The organism is Neobacillus sp. S1227 (assembly GCF_055385255.1).
Genome location: NZ_AP038276.1, coordinates 4084061 through 4108028 on the forward strand (window position 1 = coordinate 4084061; position 23968 = coordinate 4108028).

25 protein-coding genes are annotated in these 23968 nt (G+C 40.5%); 3 read left to right on the forward strand and 22 right to left on the reverse strand.

Annotated elements, in window-relative coordinates; all coding sequences use genetic code 11:
* Positions 1–41 precede the first annotated feature (41 nt).
* Together recU and ACZ5AE_RS20440 are read left to right on the forward strand one after the other, a co-directional pair.
* Positions 42–656: a Holliday junction resolvase RecU gene (recU, locus tag ACZ5AE_RS20435; protein WP_464566407.1), complete on the forward strand. Its 615-nt coding sequence runs from the start codon at positions 42–44 to the stop codon at positions 654–656.
* 36 nt (positions 657–692) lie between these two features.
* Complete coding sequence (locus ACZ5AE_RS20440) at positions 693–3293, forward strand: transglycosylase domain-containing protein (RefSeq protein WP_464566408.1); 2601 nt, start codon at positions 693–695, stop codon at positions 3291–3293.
* Positions 3294–3311: 18 nt separating this feature from the next.
* On the opposite strand, the gene ACZ5AE_RS20445 is transcribed toward ACZ5AE_RS20440, so the two are convergent.
* From ACZ5AE_RS20445 to ACZ5AE_RS20520, 16 genes are all read right to left on the reverse strand, one after another.
* Entirely contained in the window at positions 3312–3671 is a 360-nt protein-coding gene (locus ACZ5AE_RS20445; RefSeq protein ID WP_464566409.1) for a YpoC family protein, read from the reverse strand.
* Positions 3664–4326, reverse strand: coding sequence for an endonuclease III (gene nth / locus ACZ5AE_RS20450; protein ID WP_464566410.1), 663 nt, complete (start codon positions 4324–4326; stop codon positions 3664–3666). Before nth ends, ACZ5AE_RS20445 begins: the two co-directional genes overlap by 8 nt.
* 67 nt (positions 4327–4393) lie before the next feature.
* Complete coding sequence (locus ACZ5AE_RS20455; RefSeq protein WP_464566411.1) at positions 4394–5092, reverse strand: DnaD domain-containing protein; 699 nt, start codon at positions 5090–5092, stop codon at positions 4394–4396.
* 123 nt (positions 5093–5215) lie between these two features.
* Complete coding sequence (locus ACZ5AE_RS20460; RefSeq protein ID WP_464573684.1) at positions 5216–6403, reverse strand: pyridoxal phosphate-dependent aminotransferase; 1188 nt, start codon at positions 6401–6403, stop codon at positions 5216–5218.
* A gap of 29 nt (positions 6404–6432) precedes the next feature.
* Positions 6433–6909: a cell wall elongation regulator TseB-like domain-containing protein gene (locus ACZ5AE_RS20465; protein ID WP_464566412.1), complete on the reverse strand. Its 477-nt coding sequence runs from the start codon at positions 6907–6909 to the stop codon at positions 6433–6435.
* Positions 6910–7049: 140 nt separating this feature from the next.
* On the reverse strand, positions 7050–7901 hold the full coding sequence (locus tag ACZ5AE_RS20470; RefSeq protein WP_464566413.1) for a ComEC/Rec2 family competence protein: 852 nt from the start codon (positions 7899–7901) through the stop codon (positions 7050–7052).
* A gap of 48 nt (positions 7902–7949) precedes the next feature.
* The gene (dinG, locus tag ACZ5AE_RS20475; protein WP_464566414.1) at positions 7950–10751 is read right to left on the reverse strand and encodes an ATP-dependent DNA helicase DinG; all 2802 of its coding nucleotides are present in this window, start codon (positions 10749–10751) and stop codon (positions 7950–7952) included.
* A gap of 134 nt (positions 10752–10885) precedes the next feature.
* Positions 10886–11269 (reverse strand): aspartate 1-decarboxylase, encoded by a 384-nt coding sequence (gene panD, locus ACZ5AE_RS20480; RefSeq protein WP_464566415.1) that lies wholly within the window; start codon positions 11267–11269, stop codon positions 10886–10888.
* A 29-nt stretch (positions 11270–11298) separates the two neighbouring features.
* Positions 11299–12147, reverse strand: coding sequence for a pantoate--beta-alanine ligase (gene panC / locus ACZ5AE_RS20485; protein WP_464566416.1), 849 nt, complete (start codon positions 12145–12147; stop codon positions 11299–11301).
* Complete coding sequence (gene panB, locus ACZ5AE_RS20490) at positions 12144–12980, reverse strand: 3-methyl-2-oxobutanoate hydroxymethyltransferase (RefSeq protein WP_464566417.1); 837 nt, start codon at positions 12978–12980, stop codon at positions 12144–12146. Before panB ends, panC begins: the two co-directional genes overlap by 4 nt.
* Before the next feature lie 250 nt (positions 12981–13230).
* Complete coding sequence (locus ACZ5AE_RS20495; RefSeq protein WP_464566418.1) at positions 13231–14208, reverse strand: biotin--[acetyl-CoA-carboxylase] ligase; 978 nt, start codon at positions 14206–14208, stop codon at positions 13231–13233.
* Positions 14178–15392: a CCA tRNA nucleotidyltransferase gene (locus ACZ5AE_RS20500; protein WP_464566419.1), complete on the reverse strand. Its 1215-nt coding sequence runs from the start codon at positions 15390–15392 to the stop codon at positions 14178–14180. The genes ACZ5AE_RS20495 and ACZ5AE_RS20500 overlap by 31 nt, the downstream gene beginning before the upstream one ends.
* Positions 15393–15404: 12 nt before the next feature.
* Positions 15405–16532, reverse strand: a complete 1128-nt coding sequence (gene bshA / locus ACZ5AE_RS20505) for an N-acetyl-alpha-D-glucosaminyl L-malate synthase BshA (RefSeq protein ID WP_464566420.1) — start codon at positions 16530–16532, stop codon at positions 15405–15407.
* A 3-nt stretch (positions 16533–16535) separates the two neighbouring features.
* Positions 16536–17243, reverse strand: coding sequence for a bacillithiol biosynthesis deacetylase BshB1 (bshB1, locus tag ACZ5AE_RS20510; RefSeq protein ID WP_464573685.1), 708 nt, complete (start codon positions 17241–17243; stop codon positions 16536–16538).
* Positions 17244–17267: 24 nt separating this feature from the next.
* Complete coding sequence (gene dapB, locus ACZ5AE_RS20515) at positions 17268–18071, reverse strand: 4-hydroxy-tetrahydrodipicolinate reductase (RefSeq protein WP_464566421.1); 804 nt, start codon at positions 18069–18071, stop codon at positions 17268–17270.
* Positions 18072–18076: 5 nt separating this feature from the next.
* Positions 18077–18403: a nucleotide pyrophosphohydrolase gene (locus tag ACZ5AE_RS20520; protein WP_464566422.1), complete on the reverse strand. Its 327-nt coding sequence runs from the start codon at positions 18401–18403 to the stop codon at positions 18077–18079.
* Between the two features lie 218 nt (positions 18404–18621).
* On the opposite strand from ACZ5AE_RS20520, the gene ACZ5AE_RS20525 reads away from it, so the two are divergent.
* Positions 18622–19494 carry a YitT family protein gene (locus ACZ5AE_RS20525; protein WP_464566423.1) on the forward strand — a complete coding sequence of 291 codons (873 nt, stop codon included), beginning with the start codon at positions 18622–18624 and terminating at the stop codon, positions 19492–19494.
* Between the two features lie 34 nt (positions 19495–19528).
* On the opposite strand, the gene ACZ5AE_RS20530 is transcribed toward ACZ5AE_RS20525, so the two are convergent.
* The 6 genes from ACZ5AE_RS20530 to ACZ5AE_RS20555 form a co-directional block, all read right to left on the reverse strand.
* Positions 19529–20206 (reverse strand): zinc metallopeptidase, encoded by a 678-nt coding sequence (locus tag ACZ5AE_RS20530; RefSeq protein ID WP_464566424.1) that lies wholly within the window; start codon positions 20204–20206, stop codon positions 19529–19531.
* Between the two features lie 61 nt (positions 20207–20267).
* Complete coding sequence (gene ypjB, locus ACZ5AE_RS20535; RefSeq protein WP_464566425.1) at positions 20268–21062, reverse strand: sporulation protein YpjB; 795 nt, start codon at positions 21060–21062, stop codon at positions 20268–20270.
* A 77-nt stretch (positions 21063–21139) separates the two neighbouring features.
* Positions 21140–21733 carry a lipoprotein heptaprenylglyceryl N-acetyltransferase LhaT gene (lhaT, locus tag ACZ5AE_RS20540; RefSeq protein ID WP_464566426.1) on the reverse strand — a complete coding sequence of 198 codons (594 nt, stop codon included), beginning with the start codon at positions 21731–21733 and terminating at the stop codon, positions 21140–21142.
* Between the two features lie 88 nt (positions 21734–21821).
* Positions 21822–22598: a c-type cytochrome gene (locus tag ACZ5AE_RS20545; RefSeq protein ID WP_464566427.1), complete on the reverse strand. Its 777-nt coding sequence runs from the start codon at positions 22596–22598 to the stop codon at positions 21822–21824.
* 62 nt (positions 22599–22660) lie between these two features.
* On the reverse strand, positions 22661–23335 hold the full coding sequence (gene qcrB / locus ACZ5AE_RS20550) for a menaquinol-cytochrome c reductase cytochrome b subunit (RefSeq protein WP_213120374.1): 675 nt from the start codon (positions 23333–23335) through the stop codon (positions 22661–22663).
* Between the two features lie 3 nt (positions 23336–23338).
* On the reverse strand, positions 23339–23842 hold the full coding sequence (locus tag ACZ5AE_RS20555; RefSeq protein WP_464566428.1) for a QcrA and Rieske domain-containing protein: 504 nt from the start codon (positions 23840–23842) through the stop codon (positions 23339–23341).
* Positions 23843–23968: the final 126 nt, after the last annotated feature.

Genomic DNA, 23968 nt, shown 5'->3' on the forward strand with positions numbered 1-23968 from the left:
GAGATTTGATATGATAGTGAGTGTCTTAAGAGGTGAAGGAAATGAGCTTTAATTATCCAAATGGAAAAAAGTATGTTCGCTCGGATCAAGAGAAAAAAGCACCGGTAAAAATCAAGAAAAATGATGCATATGGTAATCGCGGAATGACACTTGAAGAGGACTTAAACGAGAGTAATGAATATTACCGCTCCAGGAAGCTCGCTGTTATCCATAAGAAACCGACACCAATCCAAATCGTTCAAGTGGATTACCCAAAGCGAAGTGCGGCAGTTATTAAAGAAGCCTATTTTAAACTTGCCTCCACAACTGACTATAATGGCGTTTATAAGGGAAAATATATCGATTTTGAAGCAAAGGAAACAGAAAATCCTACTTCATTTCCGTTAAAAAATTTCCATCAGCACCAAATTACCCATATGGAAGAAGTGATGAATCAAGGTGGGATTTGCTTTGTTATCATCCGTTTTTCGCGATTTGATGAAGTATATTTACTAGAGGCAAAGCATATGTTAGGTTTTTGGGACAGAATGATGCGTGGAGGAAGAAAATCAATTACTAAGGAAGAAATTAAACAGAACGGTTATCTCATACCGCTTGGTTTTCATCCTAGAATTGATTATATTAAAATATTAGATAATCTTTTACCTCTTTATTAGATAACGGATAAAGAGCAGAAAGGAAGGAATTTCAAAATGGCTGAGCAATACCAATCAAGAGAGGAGCGCCGAAAGAAACAGCAGTCAAACAATAAGGCCAGACCAAAAACAAAGGCTAAGAAAGGCGGAATGGCAAAGAAAATTTTCCTTTCCCTAGTGGTGCTTTGTTTTGTCGGCCTATTGGCTGGTGTCGGCACTTTCGCCTATTTAATAAAGGACACTCCCAAGCTTGATCCAAAATTATTAAAAGATCCTATCCCTTCAAAGATTCTAGATAAAGATGGAGAGCTTGTATCTGAAGCCGGTTCAGTGAACCGGGAATATGTCACTTATAAAGATATACCGAAGCAGGTTGAAAACGCCATTTTGGCAACGGAGGATTACCGCTTTTACCAGCACCATGGCATCGACCCGATTCGCCTTGGCGGTGCGGTTCTTGCAAATTTCCGTGATGGCTTTGGTTCAGAAGGCGGCAGTACCATTACCCAGCAGGTTGTCAAAAACGCCTTTTTAACACGCGATAAAACCTTGAAACGAAAAGTTCAGGAAGCATGGCTTTCCTATCAACTGGAACAAAAATATACTAAACATCAAATTTTTGAAATGTATGTCAATAAGGTCTATGTCTCGGAAAATAGCTGGGGTATTGCCACTGCTGCAAAAATATATTACGGGAAAACACTTGATCAGTTGACACTAGCAGAAGCTGCCCAACTGGCGGGGATGCCGCAAAGCCCGAATAATTACAATCCTTTTAACCATCCGGATTTAGCCGAAAAAAGAAGAAATATCGTATTGAGTTTAATGTATCAACATGGTTTTATTTCAAAGGCACAGATGGAAGAAGCAAAGAAGGTTGCAGTAAAAGATACGGTCCTGAAAGAGGAACAGCGTAAAATAAATGACAAACCATATGATGCCTTCGTTGATGCAGTTATCGATGAAGTAAAAGAGAAGACCGATTTTGATATTTTTTCAGACGGTTTGACAATTTATACAACACTGGACAAAAACGCGCAAGACTATGTAAACGAACTTTTAAACTCAAAAGACGTTATTCCATATCCCGATGATCAATTCCAGGCAGGCGTCGCACTTCTCGATACAAAGACTGGAGAAATCAGGGCAATTGGCGGCGGCAGAAACCAACAGGTGCAGCGCGGCTACAACTATGCCATTGATATCCAGCGCCAGCCCGGATCTACCATTAAACCTGTATTAGATTACGGCCCTGCCATTGAATACTTAAATTGGGGCACCTACCAAATGATTGAGGATAAACCAATTACGTATTCGTCAGGAAAGAAATTCGGAAACTGGGATGGCAAGTATAAGGGTCCGATGACGATGAGGACAGCCCTTCAGTTATCACGGAACACACCGGCGGTTCAGGCCATTCAACAGGTTGGACTGGATAATGCAATGAAATTTGCCCTAAATCTGGGCATCCCGTTAAAAGAAATCTCTGAATCCTATGCGATTGGCGGCTTTGGAGGAAAAACCGTTGGAGTATCACCTTTAGAAATGGCAGGAGCTTATGCGGCGTTTGGCAACAAAGGAATTTACAATAAACCTCATGCAGTCACGAAAATTAAACTGCGTGACGGTACCATTATTGACACAGCACCTGAACCAAAGGTGGCCATGAAGGATTCCACAGCGTTTATGGTTACCGACATGCTAAAGAGTGTTCTAGTCTCACCTGGTACCGGGACTGCCGCAAAAGTTCCAGGCCTTGCAATTGCAGGTAAGACAGGGACGACAAACTATTCCGAAGACCAAAGAAAAGCATGGAATATTAGCGGAAGTTCCGTGCCTGATGCTTGGTTTACAGGCTATACAACTAATTATACTGCTTCCATTTGGACCGGTTACGGTGACTATAAAACACCGATTGAGGCGAAAGGTAATAACCAACGAATTGCCCAATTAATCTTTAAGAATTTGATGGCCCATGTTTCTAAAGACATCAAAACACCTGACCTTACAATGCCGAATAGTGTAGAAAAAGTCAGAATCGAAAAAGGCTCCATGCCTGCTGTGCTTGCAAGTGAGTTCACTCCTAATAGTGAAGTACTTACGGAATATGCTGTAAAGGGCCATGCCCCGAAAACAGTATCCGAGAAATTTAACAAGATTGAGGCACCTAGCGGCTTGGCAGCAAAATATGATCAAGATTCTCAAAAAATCGCTGTAACTTGGGATTATCCAAATACAGCACAGCAAAATGTTCAGTTTGATATTACCGTTAATAACGACACTACTCCAAATCATGTGGTGCAGGCAGATAAAGGATTCCTATTCCCAGTTAAGCCGGGTGAGAAATACACCATTACCGTTATGGCTATTATCGGAGACCGGAAGAGTGATCCTGCAACAACCACCATTGAGGTTCCACAGGCAGAAAATGATAATGAACAAGGAAGTGGAAATAACGGCAATGGGGACGGAAATGGAAATGGTACCGGAAATGGAAATGGTACCGGAAATGGAAATGGAAATGGAAACGGTAATAATAATGGGAACGAAAATGGTACCGGAACAGGTACTGGAAGTGGAAATGACAGCGGCAATAACACCGGCGGGGTCGTGATACCGCCAATCATCCCCCCTGGAACTCAATCCAGCGGGCATTAAAAAAACAAGAGGCTGACTTTATGTTGTCGGCCTCTTGTTTTTTTGGATAATTTTCCGGGCATATTGTTTTTCTTGTTCTACCATGAGTTCTGATAACTGTCGATAAGAATGATAGAGTGATGGTCTAGACTTGATAAAAGCAAATCGCTCCTCAAGATTGACTGGCTTGTATTCGATGCTTTCAAATGGAATGGCATCATTGCTGCCAAATGGCAATCCATTCGTCATAAACAAAAACCGAAGGTATAATTGAATTCCTTTATTCATCCATTCTTTCGCCCCTGCTTGGTCCCTGTTTCGAAATACTTTCTCAAGTTGCTCCTGTATATTGGTCCATTCTTTAAGAATATCGGTTAAAGATTCTGAAGGCTTACTCATTTACAAGAGCCTTTCCTTTCATTCGTTTCTTTCCTTCCCTGCATACGTCCAAAAGCGGGCAGCTTGGGCATTGGGGGTTCTGCGCTTTGCAGTGATACCTGCCAAAAAAGATTAAGCGGTGATGGGTAGCTGACCACTCCTCTTTCGGAACCTTTTTCATCAGCGTCTTTTCAACTTCCAATACAGAGTCCTTCCAGCGGCAAATGCCGAGCCTCTTACTGACACGTTCCACATGGGTATCAACAGCAATTGCCGGAACTCCATAGGCAACTGAAACAACAACATTGGCTGTTTTCCGGCCCACTCCTGGCAACTTAGTTAATTCATCCCTATCATTTGGCACTTCCCCATTATATTCATCTAATAAAATGCGGCAAAGACTTTGAATGTTTTTCGCTTTGTTCCGATATAGACCGATCGAGCGGATATCCTTTTGCAATTCCTCTAAAGGGACTTTTAAGTAGTCCTCTGGGGTCTTGTACTTTTTAAATAGACCAACAGTTACCTTATTTACGAGGGCATCGGTACATTGGGCAGATAAAGCCACAGCGATAACGAGTTCAAAAGGATTGGAATGATTTAATTCGCAATGGGCATCTGGGAACATTTCACCCATTGTATCTAAACAATGCCGAATTTGTTTATTATTAAGCAAGGTTTTCACCCCTCTAAATGTTTATTACAGAAAATAAACGAGTGAATTGTCACTCGTTATTTTTGAATTATTGCTCTAACCAGTTATAGAATGGAATAGATGATGGCGGGGCATCCTCTCTCGGATTGCCTTTTTGAACTTGTTTCTGCCGGAATTTGCGCCCCTGATTTTTGGCCTGCTCAAGTGTCTTAATGCCGTTCTTCTTCCACTCAAAAAGAATCCTATCAATATAGCGAAAATTTAATTTGCCTGACATTACTGCTTCACGAAGTGCAGCCTTGATAATGACAGGATCATGATGGTCATCATCCATCCACATCGCCAAAGACTCACATTCAAAAGGAGACAAAGGACGGCCAAATTCATTTTCAAAACATGTATATAAATCGGTTTCCTCTGTTTTCTTATGCATCTCCTGAACAGTCTGTGTGCTTGTCAGAAAATGTGTCACGAGTCTTTCCCATAATGGTTTAATCGTGTACTTCTCGAAACGAATGCCGTCTTGCGAATATTCATCAATGATGGCAAGAAAGCCTCGTTGAATCAACTTTCTGAGCATGTCACTGCACTCTGATTGCGAAATGGTCATTCTTGAGGAAAGCTCTTCGGGGGTTGGAAAATCATTCCCTTTCTCTACAAACGTCATGATATTTAGTAACAGAACTAATTCTGCTTCGTTTAAATTCAAATTACGATATTCTGAAAATAGTAATGACGGTACGGTAATGGTACCTTCTTCCAGCCAAGCTACTATATTATCTTTCATATTAGGACACCTCCTAAAGAGTATATCACGAACAGGTGATTTCAAGTAAGAGAATTAGGCATCCTGTTTTGGTAAAGAAATCAAAAAGCCTGCAGGCCGCAGACTTTTTGATTTTATTAAAGGTTATACCCTAACTTTTGATTCTACGAATTGCTGCATGCGGGATACTGCTTTCTCTAATAAATCAAGTGATGTTGCATAGGATAGACGAATGTTGTCAGGTGTCCCGAACCCTGAACCTGGAATAACAGCTACTTTTGCCTCAATCAAAAGAGCTGAAACAAAGTCATCGACATTGCTGTAGCCAGCCATCTCAGCTGCCTTTTTCACATTTGGATACAGATAGAAAGCACCCTGCGGCTTGACACAAGTGAACCCTGGAATGGCAACCAGCTTATCATAGATAATTTCCAATCTTTCTTCGAATGCCTTACGCATTTCTTCAACAGGCTCCTGCGGCCCGTTGTAAGCCGCGATTGCTGCATATTGGGCCGTAGTAGTCGGGTTAGATGTACTATGGCTAGCGAGGTTAGTCATTGCTTTAATAAGTTCAGGATTACCAGCGGCATAGCCAATCCTCCAGCCAGTCATTGAATGGGACTTGGAAACACCATTAATAATAATTGTTTGTTCTTTAAGCTCCGGCGAAATTTCCGCAATTGAAACATGCTTTACACCGCCGTAAACAAGCTTTTCATAAATCTCATCAGAAACAATCAAAATGTTTTCTGCTAAGCATACTTTACCAATTTCCAAAAGCTCCTTTTCAGTATATAAGACCCCTGTTGGATTGCTTGGAGAATTAATGATGACAGCTTTGGTTTTATTGGTAATCGCCTTTTTCAGTTGTTCCGGAGTTATTTTAAATTGGTTTTCTTCCGATCCGTCGATATAAACAGGAACCCCGCCTGCTAACTTAACCTGTTCTGGATAACTTACCCAATAAGGAGTAGGAATAATAACCTCATCGCCTTCATTTAGAAGGACCTGAAACAGCGTATAGAGGACATGTTTTGCACCATTTCCGACAATAACTTCATTTGGCTTATAGCTTAAACCTTGATCTGTTTCAAATTTTTTTATAATTGCCTTTTTTAAGGCAGGAAGACCAGCCGAAGGAGTATACTTGGTTTGTCCCTCATTCATCGATTTTACTGCAGCATCCAAAATGTGCTGAGGAGTATTAAAATCGGGTTCACCTGCACCGAGTCCAATTACGTCTTCACCTTGTTCCTTCAATTCTTTTGCTTTCGCAGTAATGGCCAATGTTGTTGAAGGTGTTAAAGACAACACCCGGCTTGCCAATTCCACTTTCATTATGTTTTCCTCCTGTCTCTACCCTAAAGATTTTCTATATCCTTCAGCCACTCGCCAGTTTCGAAATGGAGATAATAATAATTTATTAAATTATTATTAGAACGATAATAAATTTCCCACAAAGGTATATTTTGTTCCATTCCAAGCCGGACTGAAATAATTTTTTTGGGATTTTTTTCTTTAATCAATGTTTGAATTGCTTCCTGTTTTGTAAGGCCGCTCTTGGCCTTTCGGACAATAATCTGCTTGCTCTTTTTGGGAACCCAGACAATAATCTTTTCGCCCTTGTTATTTTCCCCTTCAATGACATTAACAGTTTCTTGACCATTATAAATATGAAAATCTTCAACGCTTTTTAATGGAACCTTTTTTTTAGCCTTCTTAACAGCCTGTTCCTCAGCAATTTTTAATGGTTCCGTTGCACTATGATAAACTTTTATCGAAACCCCGATCACCAAAGCAAGTAATAAAAATGCTCCAATTATTATCCACTTTTTCACTTTCAATCACTCTTTTATGTACGATATTTTTCCTCCAATTAATTCTAGTTACTTGTTTCCTGCCAAATATTATTATAACAGGTAAAAGAAAAAATGCCCTATATTGTTAACGAGGAATCGTAATTTTTCTTTAAGTTTTTTTATTCTTCTCCTTCTGTTGGGATGGTAAAAACCTCATATTTGGAATCCGTGAACTTTAGCGTCACCGTTCCATGTCTTTTTGTAAAATAAACTTCAGACCATGTTTCGTGCAGGCCTTTAAGGATATCTGGGTCCGGATGATATTCCCCCGGTGTAAACAATACAGAAATCTCCGGATTCAAATAGTGGATCAAATTGTTTGATAAAAAAGCAGCCTTAGCATAATCCGGAATTTTTAAAACATGAATACCTTCAAGTTTTTTTGTCAGTAATGCCTGCTCCGCCCTCTCGCTGCAGGATGACATTAAAAAGAGACGGTGATTGAAAAACTTAAGGATAAAATCCATCCCTTCGTTTTTTTCATTTCCAATAAATTGGACTTCGGCCGTCAAGTCAGGAAAAAGTGATTCTGTTGTGCCTTCTTTCCATGTTAATATCGTTGCCCGCTTTTGATCATCAAGGCCAAAGGCTGCCTGGGCTGCTATTTTTGAAGTGGTAATCAGTTTTTTTATGTTATATTTGCCAATCAGCATATTTACTTTTTTAAACGGCATGCTATTTTCATCCGTAGTTATGATTAAGGTTTGAATACTTTTCACATCATAAAGTTTGAGCCACTCTTCCAATTCAGCTTCGGTGTCTTCCCCTCCGGCATTGACCAAGATATTCTCGTTGTTCGGCCCTTGGATTAAAGTAGCTTCGCCAGTAGAAAGACCAATAAACGTAATGGCCATTTCGTGTTCCTTTATATTTAAATCAATATTTTCTACCTTACCTGAAATAGCAGTTTCCGCATGAACTACAGAAACAGCAGGAAAAAATAAGGACAATAGAACGAATAAAATTCGCATACACATTCCTCCCGTCATCTATAGGATGTGTATTTTTTCCAAAATTTATCATAACCAGGATTGAATAATTTTCACTATTTCAGTGGCCGATTCTTTTTTTATCGTGACTGGCGGGATGGAATTTATGAAGGCCTTTCCATATTTCGTTGTGATAATCCGCTTGTCAAAGACAATCACAATCCCCCTATCAGTTTCAGTTCGGATCAACCGGCCAAAGCCTTGTTTAAACCTTAGTACTGCTTCAGGCAGAGAATATTCAGAAAAGGCATTGCCGCCGCTTGCCTCAATTATTTTGCATTTCGCCATAGTTAGCGGCTCATCTGGTGAGCTGAAGGGAAGCCTTACTAAACACAGGCATGATAAATCCTCCCCTGGGATATCCAAACCCTCCCAAAAACTGCTCGTTCCTAACAGAATGGCCTTTTCATAGCGCTGGAAGTTTCTCGTCAACCTTGTTCTGCTCCCGCTCGTAATCCCTTGAGCAATTAATACATAGTCATCGAGAAAGCCGCTTTCTTTTATCAATTCGTACGTTTTCTTTAGCATGTCGTAAGCAGTAAAAAGAAGCAGCATCCTTCCTTTCGTCGCCTCAGCAATCGTAATGATATGCTCGGTTATGGCAATCACAAACTCATCTAAGGAAACCGAATTGATTTCAGGCAAATCATCAGGAATAATTAGCTGTACTTGTTCCTTGTAATTAAAAGGAGAGGGAATGATTACCGTTTTAGGATTACTCGAAGCAAGACCAATTTCCTTGAGATAATAGTCAAAAGTGTTGTTGACGGTTAACGTTGCAGAAGTAATGACTGCTGCCTTTTTACTAGCGAAAAAATATTTTTCTAAAGCTGCGGCTACGCTGGCCGGCTGTGCGATAAAGGTTGTTATATTCTGCGGCGCACGTACATCGATTTCAATCCATTTAACATCATCGGTGTCTTTTAAGAAGCTGTTTATTACCCTGCCCCTTAATTCTTCTAATTCCATAAGGAACACATGGACTTCCTCGATTTTCCCCTCCTGCTTTCTGGTTAACCCAGCCTTTTGGGAAATAATCCATTCCACCCTTTTACAAATTGCTGCATGCAAATCCTTTATTAAAAATGATAACCTTTCCGCACTATGCACTAAAGCCATTCTTTCAGTGGAACTATCAGCTTTACTAAAAGGAATTTTAGTGCGGTAATATCCATTATTGTTATTAATCCTCTTTTTGGCAAAAAGAGCAATTAACTTAAAAAATTCATCCATTTCGTACGAAAAGTCTATCATCATTTGATTAAGCTCAAATGTATGGATAAGCGATTCTTTCGTGGAAGGATAAATAGCAAGAATCTTTTCTAGTTCATAAAAAAGCTGTTCTTGTTCGTATAAACCAAATTGGCCGGCCAGCATTCTCGCAGATAAGTAATCCAAGGAGGTACCAAAGAATTGAACTGCGGCTTTTTCCAAATGGTGCCCTTCATCAATAACGGCAAAATCATATTCCGGCAAAACAGCGCCGTTCCCTTTAATATCACTTAATAATAAAGAATGATTGGTAATCACAATATCCGAGACTTTAGCCTCTTTTTTTGCTCGCAAATAAAAATCCCGTTCTTGCCAATCAGGATGTTTTGAAAAAGCGGTTTGCTCATTTTTAATTTTATTCCAAAATAGGAATCCACCGCTGGAAAGATTCAGTTCATCCTTATCACCTGTTTCTGTCTCGGTTAACCAAACAAGAATCTGCATCTTTGTTAAGGTAGTATCATAGTTATCGTTTTCATCCAGCAGCGACTGATGGAATTTTTCCAAACAGATATAATGGCTTCTGCCTTTTAAGAGTACAGCCTTTACCGGAAAAGGAATCATCTTTTCCAGAAGTGGCATTTCTTTTTTTAATATTTGCTCCTGCAGCTGTGTGGTATGTGTACTGACGATGATCGGCAGGTTCCGCTGTTTAGCAAAGAAGACAGCTGGCAGCAAATACCCTAACGATTTTCCTACTCCCGTTCCTGCTTCAATTAACGTATGACGCTCGGATACAAAGGCTTTATAGACCACATCCATCATCTTAAATTGCCCTGTCCGGTTCTCAAAAGATTTAAGGCTGTTTTTCATCATCCTTAATTTCTCCTCTTCAGCTTGAGGATAATGAATGGTCTGGAATTCTCCTGACGTTGTTCCCGGATTTGGCAGCACTTTTTTTATGGCCAGGTCCCTATACACCTCAAAATTCTTATTATGTACAGACTTTTCAGCCATGCTGTCAATCATTTCTTCAAGCAGCTGTTCAAGGTCGCTTTTTAATCCGCCTGATAACGGTAAAAGCCGCTTAAGCGTAATAAAGGGCAGCTGCTGTAAACGCTGGACCAACAGCAGAAAAATTTCCGCGGTCACTTCCGCATCACTGTCGGCTTGGTGAGGCCTGTCGTGTTTGAGGTTTAGCATTTCAGCCAAATCGGTAAGTTTATATCCATCAGCTGTTGGATATAGAATCCGCGACATTTCCACGGTATCCAAGACAGATCCGTAAAATCCTTCAAATCCAGCTTGGATTAATTCCTCTTGAAGAAAGGATAAATCAAATAACACATTATGGGCTACAAAATAAGCCCCCTCTAGTAAGGAAAAAACCTTCGCGGCAATCTCTGAAAAAACAGGGGCATTTTTCACCATTTCATCATTGATTCCAGTTAACTCTTCTATAAATATCGGAATGGATTTTTGGGGATTGATCAGTGACGAAAATTTCTCCGTTATTTGTCCATTTTCAATAACAACAGCGGCAAATTGAATAATTTTGTCGCCCTTCTTCGGAAGATTTCCGGTAGTTTCTAAATCGATTACAACAAATTTATTAGACATTTACATACACCCCAAAGCTTCATTCCTTAAACGGTAACATAAAAAAATAAAAAATGAAAACAATTATATATTCGCTATTCATTATAATAAAGTCCACGTCAAAAGAAAAATCCCCCAATAAAGGGGGGCGTCAATTACATGATTGTATGGGCCGGTTCGGCATGAATAAGTTCTTTTATCCGGTTAAGTTCATCCATAATCGCTACTTTTGGTTTATGATAAGGGACTTTTTCTTCTGCTACAAGAGCATAGGAGATGATAATCACAACATCTCCAGGTTGGACAAGACGGGCCGCTGCCCCATTTAAACAGACAACACCAGAACCTCTTTCACCCGGGATGATATAGGTTTCCAGACGAGCTCCATTGTTGTTATTGACTATTTGCACCTTTTCATTTGGCACCATGCCAACTGCGTCTAATAAATTTTCATCTATTGTAATACTGCCAACATAGTTTAAATTCGCTTCTGTGACTGTTGCACGATGGATTTTTCCGTTCATCATGTGGCGAAACATAAAATGTGGTTCCTCCTTTATTCAAGTGTCTACTTTATGTCAAGAATAAGATTATCTATTAAACGAACCTTTGTAAATTTTACTGCAAGCGCTATGATCATCCTACCCTCTAATTTTTCCAGTGGTTTTAACTGAGGATAGGAATAAATCTCCGCATAGTCGACTACTCCAGACGAATTACTCATAATTATTTCCTTCATTAAATTGATTAAACTGTGAGGGTTCCGTTCGCCTTGATCTATTGCTTTTTGTACTTCCTGCAGGCTTTTATACAAAACAACTGCCTGCTTCCTTTCTTCTGGCAGCAAATTGACATTACGTGAGCTTTTAGCCAGCCCGTCTTCTTCGCGGACAATATCCACCGCCACCACTTCTAGTGGAAAATTGAGGTCAGAAACCAATCCTTCAATGACCGCCACCTGCTGAGCGTCTTTTTTGCCAAAATAAGCCCTTGTCGGCGTGACAATATGAAACAGCTTAGACACAACTGTTGCAACGCCATCAAAATGACCAGGGCGCGATTTCCCGCATAACACATCGGTACGATCCTGGACAATGACTTTCACCGAAGGTTCAGTTGGATACATTTCCTTGACTGTTGGGTGGAAGATGTAGTCAACATGTTCACATTCGGCCAGCGCCTTGTCCCGTTCAAAATCGCGGGGATATGTTGAAAAGTCCTCTGTTGGTCCAAATTGCAATGGATTGACAAAGATACTTAAGACCACAATATCATTTTCCTGTCGGGCCTGCTTTATAAGAGTGAGATGCCCTTCGTGAAGATATCCCATCGTTGGGACGAAGCCGATCGATTTACCTCCACTTTTTTGTTGTTTGATTTCATTCTGCATCTCTTCGATGGTTGTAATAACCTTCATTCTTTACCTCCGTATAAAACGAGCAATTGCTCTTCCTTCATAGTGTAGCTGTGTTTATCTTCAGGGAACTGTTTGTTTCTCACGTCCTGGGAGTACGCTTGGATCGATTCAATCATAAATGGACTTACGGAATGGTACTGTTTGACGAATTTAGGAACCCGTTCAACACCGTAGCCAAGAATGTCATGATAGACAAGCACCTGGCCATCGACATCAATTCCTGCACCAATGCCAATTACCGGAATAGACAAGGCTTTTGTTACTTGCTCCGCCAACTGCTTAGGAACACATTCCAAAACAAGAGCGAATGCTCCTGCTTCTTCGCATTTTTTAGCGTCTTCGATTAGCTTTTTTGCCGCATCTGCATCTTTTCCTTGAACCTTGTAGCCGCCTAATACACCGACTGACTGAGGTGTTAAGCCAAGATGGGCACACACTGGAATTCCCGATCGAGTCAGGGCTGTAATATGTTCGATGACTTCTTCCGCCCCTTCAAGCTTAACTGCATGTGCTCCAGTTTCCTGAATCAATCTGCCTGCGTTCACTAATGTATCCCTGACCGATAAATGGTAGGTTAAAAATGGCATGTCTACAACAATAAACGTTTCTTTAGCCCCGCGCTTAACAGCCTTTGCATGGTGGATCATGTCATTCAATGTGACAGGGATAGTAGATTCATAACCAAGAACAACCATTCCAAGAGAATCACCGACGAGAATCATATCCACGCCGCCCTGTTCCGCCTGTTTTGCTGAAGGATAATCATAAGCCGTTAACATCACAATTTTTTCATTCTTTTCTTTCATCTTCAGAAAATCTGTCGTTTGCTTCATCCTTATTCCCTCCTTAAATTAGGGGAGAGGAGATAAAACAAATGAGAAGCTAAATAAAAAAATCCTTCTGAAGGCAGAAGGATTTTCGTTACTTTACTTCTTGTTCCATCCCTCTGTCCCGGTCCGTTTGACGGATCTAGGCAGATACCTTTTAGTTTTATAGACTTTCAAGGTGCAGTTCCTTCAGGATACTGCCCATAAAAAAATTATAACAAATATCATCCATTCCGTACAGAAAGAAATGATATGACTATAGTTCTATATCAGCGGAATAAACATGGTGGATCACACCGGATGCATCTTCAATTTTTAAAACGCCTTCATCGGTTATCCCAAGAGCTTTTCCTTCAATGACACCCGTCAAGGTTCTAGCTTTGAGCATTTTTCCAATACTTACGGCATAGCCTTCCCATAGTAGTTTAATTGGGTAGAAACCTTTTTCGAGGAAGAGCAAATATAATTTTTCAAAATGGGTAAAAATACTTCTTATAATGCTGGCCCGTGAAAGTGCATCACCTTTTTCAATTAACAAAGAGCTTGCAATATTTTGTAATTCAGGTGGGAAATCATCCTTCGTCTGATTGACGTTCAACCCCATCCCAATGATGATGGAATGAATCTGATCAGCCTCCGCCTGCATTTCTGTAAGAATGCCGGTTATTTTTTTCCCATTCAGCAAAATATCATTTGGCCATTTTATTTCCGGATTAAGACCTGTAACTTCTTCAATTGCCTGGACAATGGCCACGGCTGTTAAAAGCGTTAACTGCGGCGCCTTTGTTAATGGAATATTGGGACGAAGGATGAGGCTCATCCAAATCCCTGTATATTTTGGTGAATGCCACGGGCGATTCATTCTGCCCCTGCCGGATATTTGTTCCTCTGCTATCACAACTGTTCCCGCAGGCACATTTTCAGATGCTAATCTGTGCGCAATTTTTTGGGTCGATTCCACTGTTTCTTCGTAATGAATATTTTTCCCAATAAACTGTGTAGTCAAGCCAAGTCTAATTTCGTCGGCAGTAATTTTTTCAGGTGTTTTGATAATTCGATAGCCTTTTTTCCTGACCGCCTCAAGTTCAAAGCCTTCTTTTCTTAATTCCTCAATATGCTTCCAGACTGCCGTTCGCGAGCAGCCAATTAATTCAGCTAAAAATTGGCCGGATAAATAGGATTCACCAGCGTTGGTAAAGGAATCTAGCAGTTTTTTTCTGATTTCTGACTGCACGCTTTCAGCCACTCCTTTATCTTTTCTTTTTCGTTTACAACTTCATTTTGCAAAACTGCCTGTTCTATTCTCGTAAGCAGTTCTTTCAGCCATGGGCCGCCGGCTCGATTCCGCCAAGCCATTATGTCGCTTCCGGTCACAACCAGTTCAGATCGCTGCTTGATAGGAAGATTGTCGTAAGTGTTTAACCAATACTTTACAGGGTCATAATCAATGATGCCTTTTAAAACAAGATATAGTGTTTCTGAGGATTGAATTGTCTCTCTTCCAGCCGTATACAGGTCGTAATGGGACCATTCTTTTAAGAGTCTTTGTTTGGCATATCGCAAGATGTCCTGAATTTCTTTCATTTCTTTTACAGGCAGTCGCCACTCCCGAAGAAAAGCCTCGCTATCTTGTTGATTTAGTTCTAAACAATAAAGGAGCAATGCCCACATTTCTTTCTTATTTAACGAATCACATGGATAAGAAAGTAATTTTTCAATTTTCAATTCCCGTTTCTTGAGCCCGGGTAAATATTCAAAAACCTGCGTTTCAAGCAAAACCCTGAAGGCATTTTTTCGATTGTCGCCAGAGAGAAGCTTTTCAAACTCGGCTCTCTTCCTCTCAACTGCGATTTCATCGAGCAGGTGCGCATCCTTTTTTAAAGCTAGTAATGTTTCACTCTCAATTTGAAAAGAGAGCTGGCTGACAAAGCGTACCGCTCTCATCATTCTTAAAGCGTCTTCGCGAAACCGGTCCTGCGGGCTTCCTACAGTTCGAATAACCCTTTCCTTAATGGCGGTTTGGCCTTCAAAAGGATCTATAACGCTGCCATTTGCATCCATGGCAATGGCATTCATGGTAAAATCCCTGCGCATCAGATCCTCGTTAAGATTCCGAATAAAGGAAACCTCCTTCGGCCTCCGAAAATTCTGATATTCTCCTTCGGTCCGGAAGGTGGTAATTTCATATGAATGGTTTTTAAACAGGACAAGAACCGTTCCATGTTGAATTCCGATATCAACAGTTTTAGGAAAAACGGCTTTCACTTCTTGAGGTGTGGCTGAGGTCGCAATGTCCACATCGCTAATTTTATTTCCAAGTAAATAATCCCTAACCGATCCACCCACAAAGTAGGCTTCATATCCGGCGGACTCAAGCCTATTGATGACTGGAACAGCCGATAAAAAGGGTTCTTTCATATTTTTCTCACCTTATTTCAGCAGCTTAAAATAAAGCATTTCGTATTGCTCGACAATTTGCTCTGCTTTAAATTTCGTTTTAACTGTTTCTTCTGACTGCTGTGCAAATTGCTGATGAAGAGCTCCATCATTCAATAGACGAATTGCTTTATCAGAAATATCCGCGATATCACCGACGTTACAAGTATAGCCCGTTTTGCCGTTCTCAATAACCTCAGGGATGCCCCCTACATTGGTTCCAATCACCGGTACACCGCAGGCCATTGCTTCTAGGGCAACAAGACCGAAGCTTTCCTTTTCCGACAATAGAAGCATCAAATCACTTATGGAATATAACTCTTCGAGGTTTTCTTGTTTTCCAAGAATTATGACCTGATCCTCTAATCCAAGCTGTCTGACCAGTTTGCAAACAATGGTCATTTCGGGTCCATCCCCGACTAACAATAATTTCGCCGGCATCACTGCGGAAATATTGGCAAATGTTTTAACCACATCTGTGACGCGCTTGACACTGCGAAAATTGGAAACATGGATAATGACCCTCTCATCTTCCTTTATCCCAAACTCTCCTTTTAAATGATTGGAGTCTGTTTTTTGATAAACTCGGTCATCAATAAAGTTATAAACTGTTTCAATTTGCTTGTCAGGATTGATAACCTCATAAGTCTGCTGAACTAATGCACTTGAAACAGCCGTCACAGCATCTGACTTTTCTATGCCAAATTTTATTGCATCTGTGAGGGATGGATCATACCCTAGCACAGTGATGTCTGTACCGTGAAGGGTTGTGACTATTTTAATATCTCTTCCTGCCATTTGCTTTGCTAAAATGGCGCAAACCGCATGCGGAATAGCATAATGGACATGGAGGAGGTCCAGTTTCTCCCGATTGGCCACTTCAGCCATCTTACTGGCTAAAGCGATATCATAGGGAGGAAATTGAAAAACTGAATATTGGTTCACTTCAACCTGATGATAATAGACATTGTGATAGATTTTGTTCAACCTAAATGGGATGCTTGATGAAATAAAATGAATTTCATGACCCTTCTCCGCTAGAAGTTTTCCCAATTCTGTCGCGACAACCCCTGAACCCCCTACGGTTGGATAACAGGTAATGCCAATTTTTAATTTTTTCATACATTATTCTCCCAGCAAATCACGCTTCAATAGAATAGGAACCTTTGTTTTAAAGCCTTCCGCATATGTAACATTGACCAGTTTCCCAAACATTCTTTCTCTTGCCTCGACGGTTTCAACATAACCATTGATAAGAGGTGTATCGTAGCTTGTGTCTGTCCGGTCGAACTGGCTTTTATAGGATTGTAATGCCGAAATTTTTTTGTCCATGAAAATGGAAATGTCGACAGTAAAGTCCGGCTTGTGAAAGCCATTTATCATATAAAAATACAATCTATTTACTCGATGGGGCTCGCTAGATTCAGTTTCATATTTTTTTATTCCCGCCGAAAAAACCGCCTCTTCGACGAGACGGGCACAATTCCCATGATCCGGATGACGATCTTCCAAAAAAGGAGCAAACACGAGTTTCGGCTTATATTGACGAATGATATCAGCTATCTTTCGTATGTATTCATCCTTTATATATAACCCTCGATCAGGAAACCCGAGTGAGGTCCGGTATGGGACCCCTAAAATCTCTGCAGCCTTTGCCGCTTCCTCTTTCCTTAGTGTCACATTGCCGTTAGAGGAAAGATCAGCATCCGTTAAATCACATATTCCGACCCGATACCCTTCTGCTGTTAATTTTGCAATTGTACCTGCCATGCCGATTTCAACATCATCGGCATGGGCCCCAAATGCAAGAATATCCAGTGATTTACCTTGCATGTCCTTCACCAACTTTAATTATTTTTAGTCCAATATATTTTCTAGTCCGTACACAAAGCTGTTATGTTTCATAACATTTTCAACAGCTACCTTTACACCGGACATAAATGATTCACGGTTATAAGAATCATGGCGGATAGTTAAGGTTTGTCCTTCTGAACCGAATAATACCTGCTGATGGGCGATTAGACCAGGCAAGCGGACAGAATGGATATGCATCCCGTCAAATTCAGCACCACGTGCTCCTGTTATAGTTTCTTTTTCATTTGCATGACCTTGTTTTTTCGCTTCCCTGACTGCAGAAATCATTTCAGCTGTTTTAACTGCTGTACCGGACGGAGCATCTAGCTTTTTATCATGATGCAATTCAATAATTTCAACATCATGAAAATATTTTGCCGCAAGCTGCGAAAATTTCATCATTAGTACCGCTCCTATTGCAAAATTGGGAGCGATAATACAGCCCAATTCCTTTTCCTTGCAAAGGAGCTCTAAGTCTTCCAGATTTTCTTTTGAAAAACCAGTCGTACCTACCACTGGCCGTACATTATAGCTAAGTGCCGTTTTGGCGTGCAGCATGCCAAACTCTGGCGTTGTTAAGTCAATTAGTACATCTGCCTGAACATTTTGTAGACACTTTTCAATATCGGTATAAATGGGAACATTATGTATCGATTGAAAACCTTCAATGTCGCTTAGCATCATTCCATCATTTCTATGGTCAAGGACAGCTGTTAGGTTAAAGTGTTCGGTTCTTGCAGCAAGCTTTACTGCTTCACTGCCCATTCGGCCTCTAGGACCTGCGATAATGATATTAATCTGCTCCATTTTTCTCACTCCATATTTTCCTGATTTTTTCTTGTCCAACGATCCTTATCCCGTGTATTAAATTTGTTCATCACATAATCATGCGCTTTTTCCAAATCAATGTTCAGGGAATTGGCAAGACAAATTATCACAAACAAAAGATCGCCAAGCTCCTCATCAACAGCTTTCTCGCCTTCTGTTGATTTCTTCGGTTTCTCTCCATAATAATGGTTGATTTCCCGTGCTAGTTCACCTAGCTCTTCTGTCAGTCTTGCGAGCATAGCTAAAGGACTAAAATATCCTTCTTTAAATTGACTTATATATGTATCAACTTCTTCTTGAAGTTCTTTCATTGTCTTCCCATCTGCCAAACCTTATCACTCCAAACGATGCTGTTATTTGCCAGGCAGGCATGCTCCTGCTTACTATTTTATGTTAGCTAAATTATGGCTGATTTACAAATGTTTTCACCGGAATGATTTGAATTCGCTGGCCAGATTGCCCAAAAATAATTTATTCGATATAATTAAATCCGCCATAAATAAGAAAAATATGGATGAGGAGGAAGGATATGATATTTAGCCTTAAAATAAAAAATATACTATTTATCCTGCTTGGCGCAGCGATATTTTCATTTGGACTAGTCCATTTTAATATGCAGAACAAACTGGCGGAAGGCGGGTTTACGGGGATTACGCTTTTGTTATTTTTCCTTTGGAAATGGGATCCGTCGTATACCAACCTGATTTTAAATATCCCGCTATTTTTTATAGGTTGGAAGCTGCTTGGTCGTAATGCCTTTTTTTATACTCTAATTGGAACGGTGAGCGTGTCTGTCTTCCTATGGATTATTCAGCGCAACGCGATCGCCATGCCATTAAATCATGATTTAACGCTTGCTGCCCTTTTTGCTGGAGTTTTTGCTGGTATTGGATTAGGGATTATTTTCAGGTATGGAGGCACTACTGGTGGTGTTGATATTATTGCCCGTCTTGTCCAAAAATTCTTTGGCTGGAATATGGGTAAAACAATGTTTCTGTTTGATGCCTGTGTCATCACACTCTCGTTGATTACCTATTTGAATTACAAGCAGGCGATGTATACTTTGGTAGCCGTGTTTGTTGGGGCAAGAGTAATTGATTTTATTCAAGAAGGTGCCTACTCAGCAAGAGGAGCAATGATTATTTCCGAGAAAAACGAAGAAATCGCCGCTAAAATAATGGAGGAGATGGAACGCGGTGTCACTGCTCTTAAAGGTTTCGGTTCCTATACAAAAAGTGAACGGGACGTCCTATATTGTGTGGTCGCTAAGAATGAAATTATGCGTTTAAAAAATCTAATTACTTCTGTCGACCCGTATGCATTTATCTCCATTTCTATCGTTCATGATGTCCACGGGGAAGGCTTTACGCTAGATGAAAATAAAATGCCGATAACAGACTAAAAGGCTGACTCGGGAACGAGTCAGCCTTTTCTGGTTAATCTTCACTTCGATTCATCCCTGTAAAAATTAATACTAACCTAAGTAATTCCAGTACGGCTACTGCTGCCGCTGCTACATAAGTAAGGGCTGCCGCGTTTAAAACCTTGCGGGCTTCCCTTTCTTCGCCGCCGCCGACCAATCTTAGTGAAGCAATTTGGTGCATGGCCCGGCTTGAGGCGTTAAATTCAACAGGAAGAGTTACAATTTGAAAGAGTACTGCCGCTGCCATACAAATAATTCCTAACAGCAGCATTCCTGAAAGATGGGCAAATATGCCGATCATTATAAGAATCCACGAGGCATTTGATCCAAGGTTGGCAACAGGAACTAAGGCATGGCGAAACCTCAAAAATGCATATCCTTGAGCATCCTGAATGGCATGTCCGCATTCGTGAGCCGCAACTGCTGCAGCTGCAATGGAATGGCCGTGGTAATTCTCTGGTGACAAACGAACGGTTTTGCTTCTTGGGTCATAATGATCGCTTAAAAATCCCCGGCCTTCTTCTACGGCAACATTATATAAACCGTTAGCATTCAATATTTCTCTCGCTACTTCAGCACCTCTGCGATATGTTGAAGAAGAAACTCTAGAATATTTTGTAAATGTACTTTTTACTTTCCACTGTGCCCATAAAGGAATCAGAATGATAAAAGCAAAATAAAGCAAATACATGATGAAACCTCCTAAGAGAGCTCTATAATGATTTACATTCTAGTAAAAGGGATTAGAGGCGTCAATCTTTATGCTCTCTGGACCGGTCTTTTCTAACTTCCTTTTCCCCTTGGTATTTCCTCCAGCCGACATAAGATAATGTCGCAATGATAATACTCCCAGTTGAAATGATTACCCACCAAAGGGAAGGATCGGCCTCATCATCCTCAATATTGGCAAATAAATTCTGAAGGTCTGTATCAAGTTTATCTAGCTCAACCCGGCCTTGTGAATCAGTTAAAACTTGAGAACGAAATTCGTCAATAAATTTGATACGTGCATCTAATCTTTGTATATTTTCCACTGGAACATCAATTTTCATACTTGGATAAATGACGTTATAGAGGGATAAAAAGGTATTAAAACTCGTATGAAAGTTTGCAGAATTTCCGTTTACAGCCGCTTCCTTGGCTTGATGGAATGCTGTCATGATCGGACCTTCCATCTCCGTCCATAAGGGCTGATGACTTGTGGCAATCGCATCCATAACCAGCCTGAATTTCGTCAACTTATTAATACGCTCCTCATGTTTCATATCAGGACTCACTGCCGCTTCCATTGCTTCGTCATGAGAAGTGTTAATAATTCGAACCTCATCCATCGTTAATGGCTGTCCAGTGACTGTAACACCTTTAAATTGATCAGAAAAATAATCAAGTAACTTCCTTGCGTCATCATATCTATGAAACTTGACCATTTGAAGAGCTTCATCGGAAATGTCATCAAGCCGTTCCATTGGGGATTGTCCTTCCGCATATACTGATATCGGCATTAGTAAACATATAATTGCTAAAAACAGGAACTTCTTAATATTCACTAACTTGTCCCCCCTCTCATTACTAATAAAATGTATGAAGGGGTGGACAAGGTTAGACCATAATTTATAACAGAGAATTATTTAATTTCAAGTTTAAAACTTTTTTGGCGGATACAAAGATAATAGGCAATCCCAATGGAAATAACTGACAACCAGAACGTAAAGTAGCCGATTTGTGGGATGTAGCGGTCAAGCATTTGATAGCTTGGAAGCATAAAGAAAACATAATCGATGATATCATTATGCAGTGTCCAAATTGCAGTCACTACTATATGCCATAGTTTTAGTCGATAAAACGGAGCGAATAAAAGCCCTTGGACAGCCATAGCAAAATGAGAGAAAATCAACATATAACCAACTGGATCCAATTCCCCTTGAACAACAAAAACAAGGATATTCATCACTACAGCCCAAATTCCATATTTAAAAAGTGTGACAATCGCTAGTGCTTCCATTAGCGGCCAATTTTTTCTCAGTAAAAAGGCAATAAGGACAAAAACAAAAAAGAGACTTGCAGTGGGACTGTCAGGTACAAAAATTAAAAATATAGCCGGGGTTTTCTCCAACTGCCACCCATACCAATAATATCCATAGATTGTGCCAGCTATATTAACAATTAATAGCAATTTAAGAATCGACCGATTGGCCAAAAGAGGGTAAATCCAGCGCACAACGACTCCCCTTCCGTTACTTTTATTTAGTTTGTTACAGAATATACAAAAAAGCTGACGTAATCCCGTCAGCTTTTTTGGTGCAGTATTATTTTGCGCCAAGACCAGAGATAAATTCAGATAGCTTTTTCAGCTGTTCGTCATCACCTTTAAAGATACCTGGAGGCATTTTGCCGCCTTTACCCTCTTTTGCAATCTTAGCGATTTCCTCAGGTTTTAAACCTGTACCGATCAAGGTTGGTGCACCGGCACCGCCTTGAAGATTTTCACCATGACATGTTAAACATGTGTTATCTTTAGCGATTTGATATCCTTCTGCAGACTTATCAATATCGACTTTTTCAACAATTTTCCCTTGACGCTCAGCAGCTGCCCAGTCATGTGTAGCTACAGATTGCCAAGTTAAAAACACAGTGGCAGCCAATGCCAGTAACATAGCTCCTGTTGCAATTGGACGCTTACTTGCACGGCGTTCAGGTCCATTATCAAGGAATGGAGCCAATAATAATCCTCCAAAAGCAAGTCCTGGGATAATCATTGCACCAATAACCGTATATGGCCCGGATGCGTAAGTATACTTTAACAATTGGTACAAGAATAAGAAATACCAGTCTGGTAATGGAATATAACCTGTATCCGTCGGGTCCGCAATCCTTTCAAGTGGAGCCGGATGAGCAACGGTTAAACATAAAAAGCCAACAAGGAAAACTGCACCTATCATCCATTCTTTCAAAAGGAAGTTAGGCCAGAAGGCTTCTGTTTTGCCAGGGTATTCTGAATAGTCTTTAGGAAGTTTCGGTTTTCTAGATTCAGGTGCAACTACACGTGAATCACCGACAAACTTCATACCTTTACCGCGATGCATTGAGCATTCCCCTCCTTTTTCAACGTAATATGAAAACTTTCTAGTTTAGATTAAAATTTGAATCATAGCGGTCCAGAAATACCTTGTCTGCGGATCATGACAAAGTGTGCTGCCATTAACCCAAATAATACTCCCGGCAGGAAGAATACATGAATCGCAAAGAAACGGGTTAATGTTTGCGCACCGACAATAGTTTCATGTCCGGATAACAGAATTTTAACATAGCTGCCGATAAACGGCGTCGCTTCAGCAATTTGCAAACCTACCTTTGTTGCAAATAGTGCTTTCATATCCCAAGGTAAAAGGTAGCCTGTAAAACCTAAGCCAAGCATGACGAAGAAAATCAGTACTCCGACAATCCAGTTTAATTCACGAGGTTTTTTATAGGCTCCTTGGAAAAAGACCCGAAGCGTATGTAAAAACATCATAACTAATACTAAGCTTGCTCCCCAGTGGTGCATTCCACGGACAATTTGTCCAAATGCTACTTGGTTCTGCAGATAAAAAACAGATTCCCATGCGTTTTTGATGTCCGGCACATAATACATGGTTAAAAACATACCGGAAAGAATTTGAATTACAGTAACGAAAAATGTCAGACCGCCAAAGCAATAGACAAACGCAGAAAAATGATGGGCAGGGTTAACATGCTCAGGCACTTCATGGTCTGCGATATCGCGCCACATAGGCGTAATATCTAAACGTTCATCTACCCAATCGTAAATTTTGTTTAACAATGATTACGCCTCCTTCCGTGGTTTTGCTTTTCCTAAGTATAGGAAACCGTCTTTTTCCTTGTATGGATATACATCTAGCGGGTGAAGTGGTGGTGTACCTGGTACGTTGGTCCCATCCTTCGTATAACGGCCGTAGTGGCACGGACAGAAGAATTGTTCCGGATGTTCTTTGTCAGAATTCCAGTTAACGGTACAGCCCAAATGTTTACATACTGGCGACAGTGCAATAATCTTATCTCCGTCCTTGTAAACCCACGCTGATTCGGTTACCTCCGACTCATACCAAGCATCCTTCTGCTTGAACGTGAAGTCAACACGAACCGGTTCGTCAGTAAGTTCTGACACTTTTTTTGGAGTTGCAATGAAATCACCGCCAGCTTCGGCCTTTAAAACTGGGTCAACTGCAAATCTTACCATTGGCATTAACATGCCGGCAGCCATGAAACCGCCTACACCTGTTAATGTGTAGCTTAAGAATTGACGTCTAGAAACGCGCTCTTTACTCATGATTATCCCCCCTCTATTCACGAAGTAAGTCCAGCGGACATTAATTAAACACATATAAAACTAGGACATAACAATGATATATCAACTTCTGAGTAAGGTCAATATCAATACTGTTTTAAAATAAGG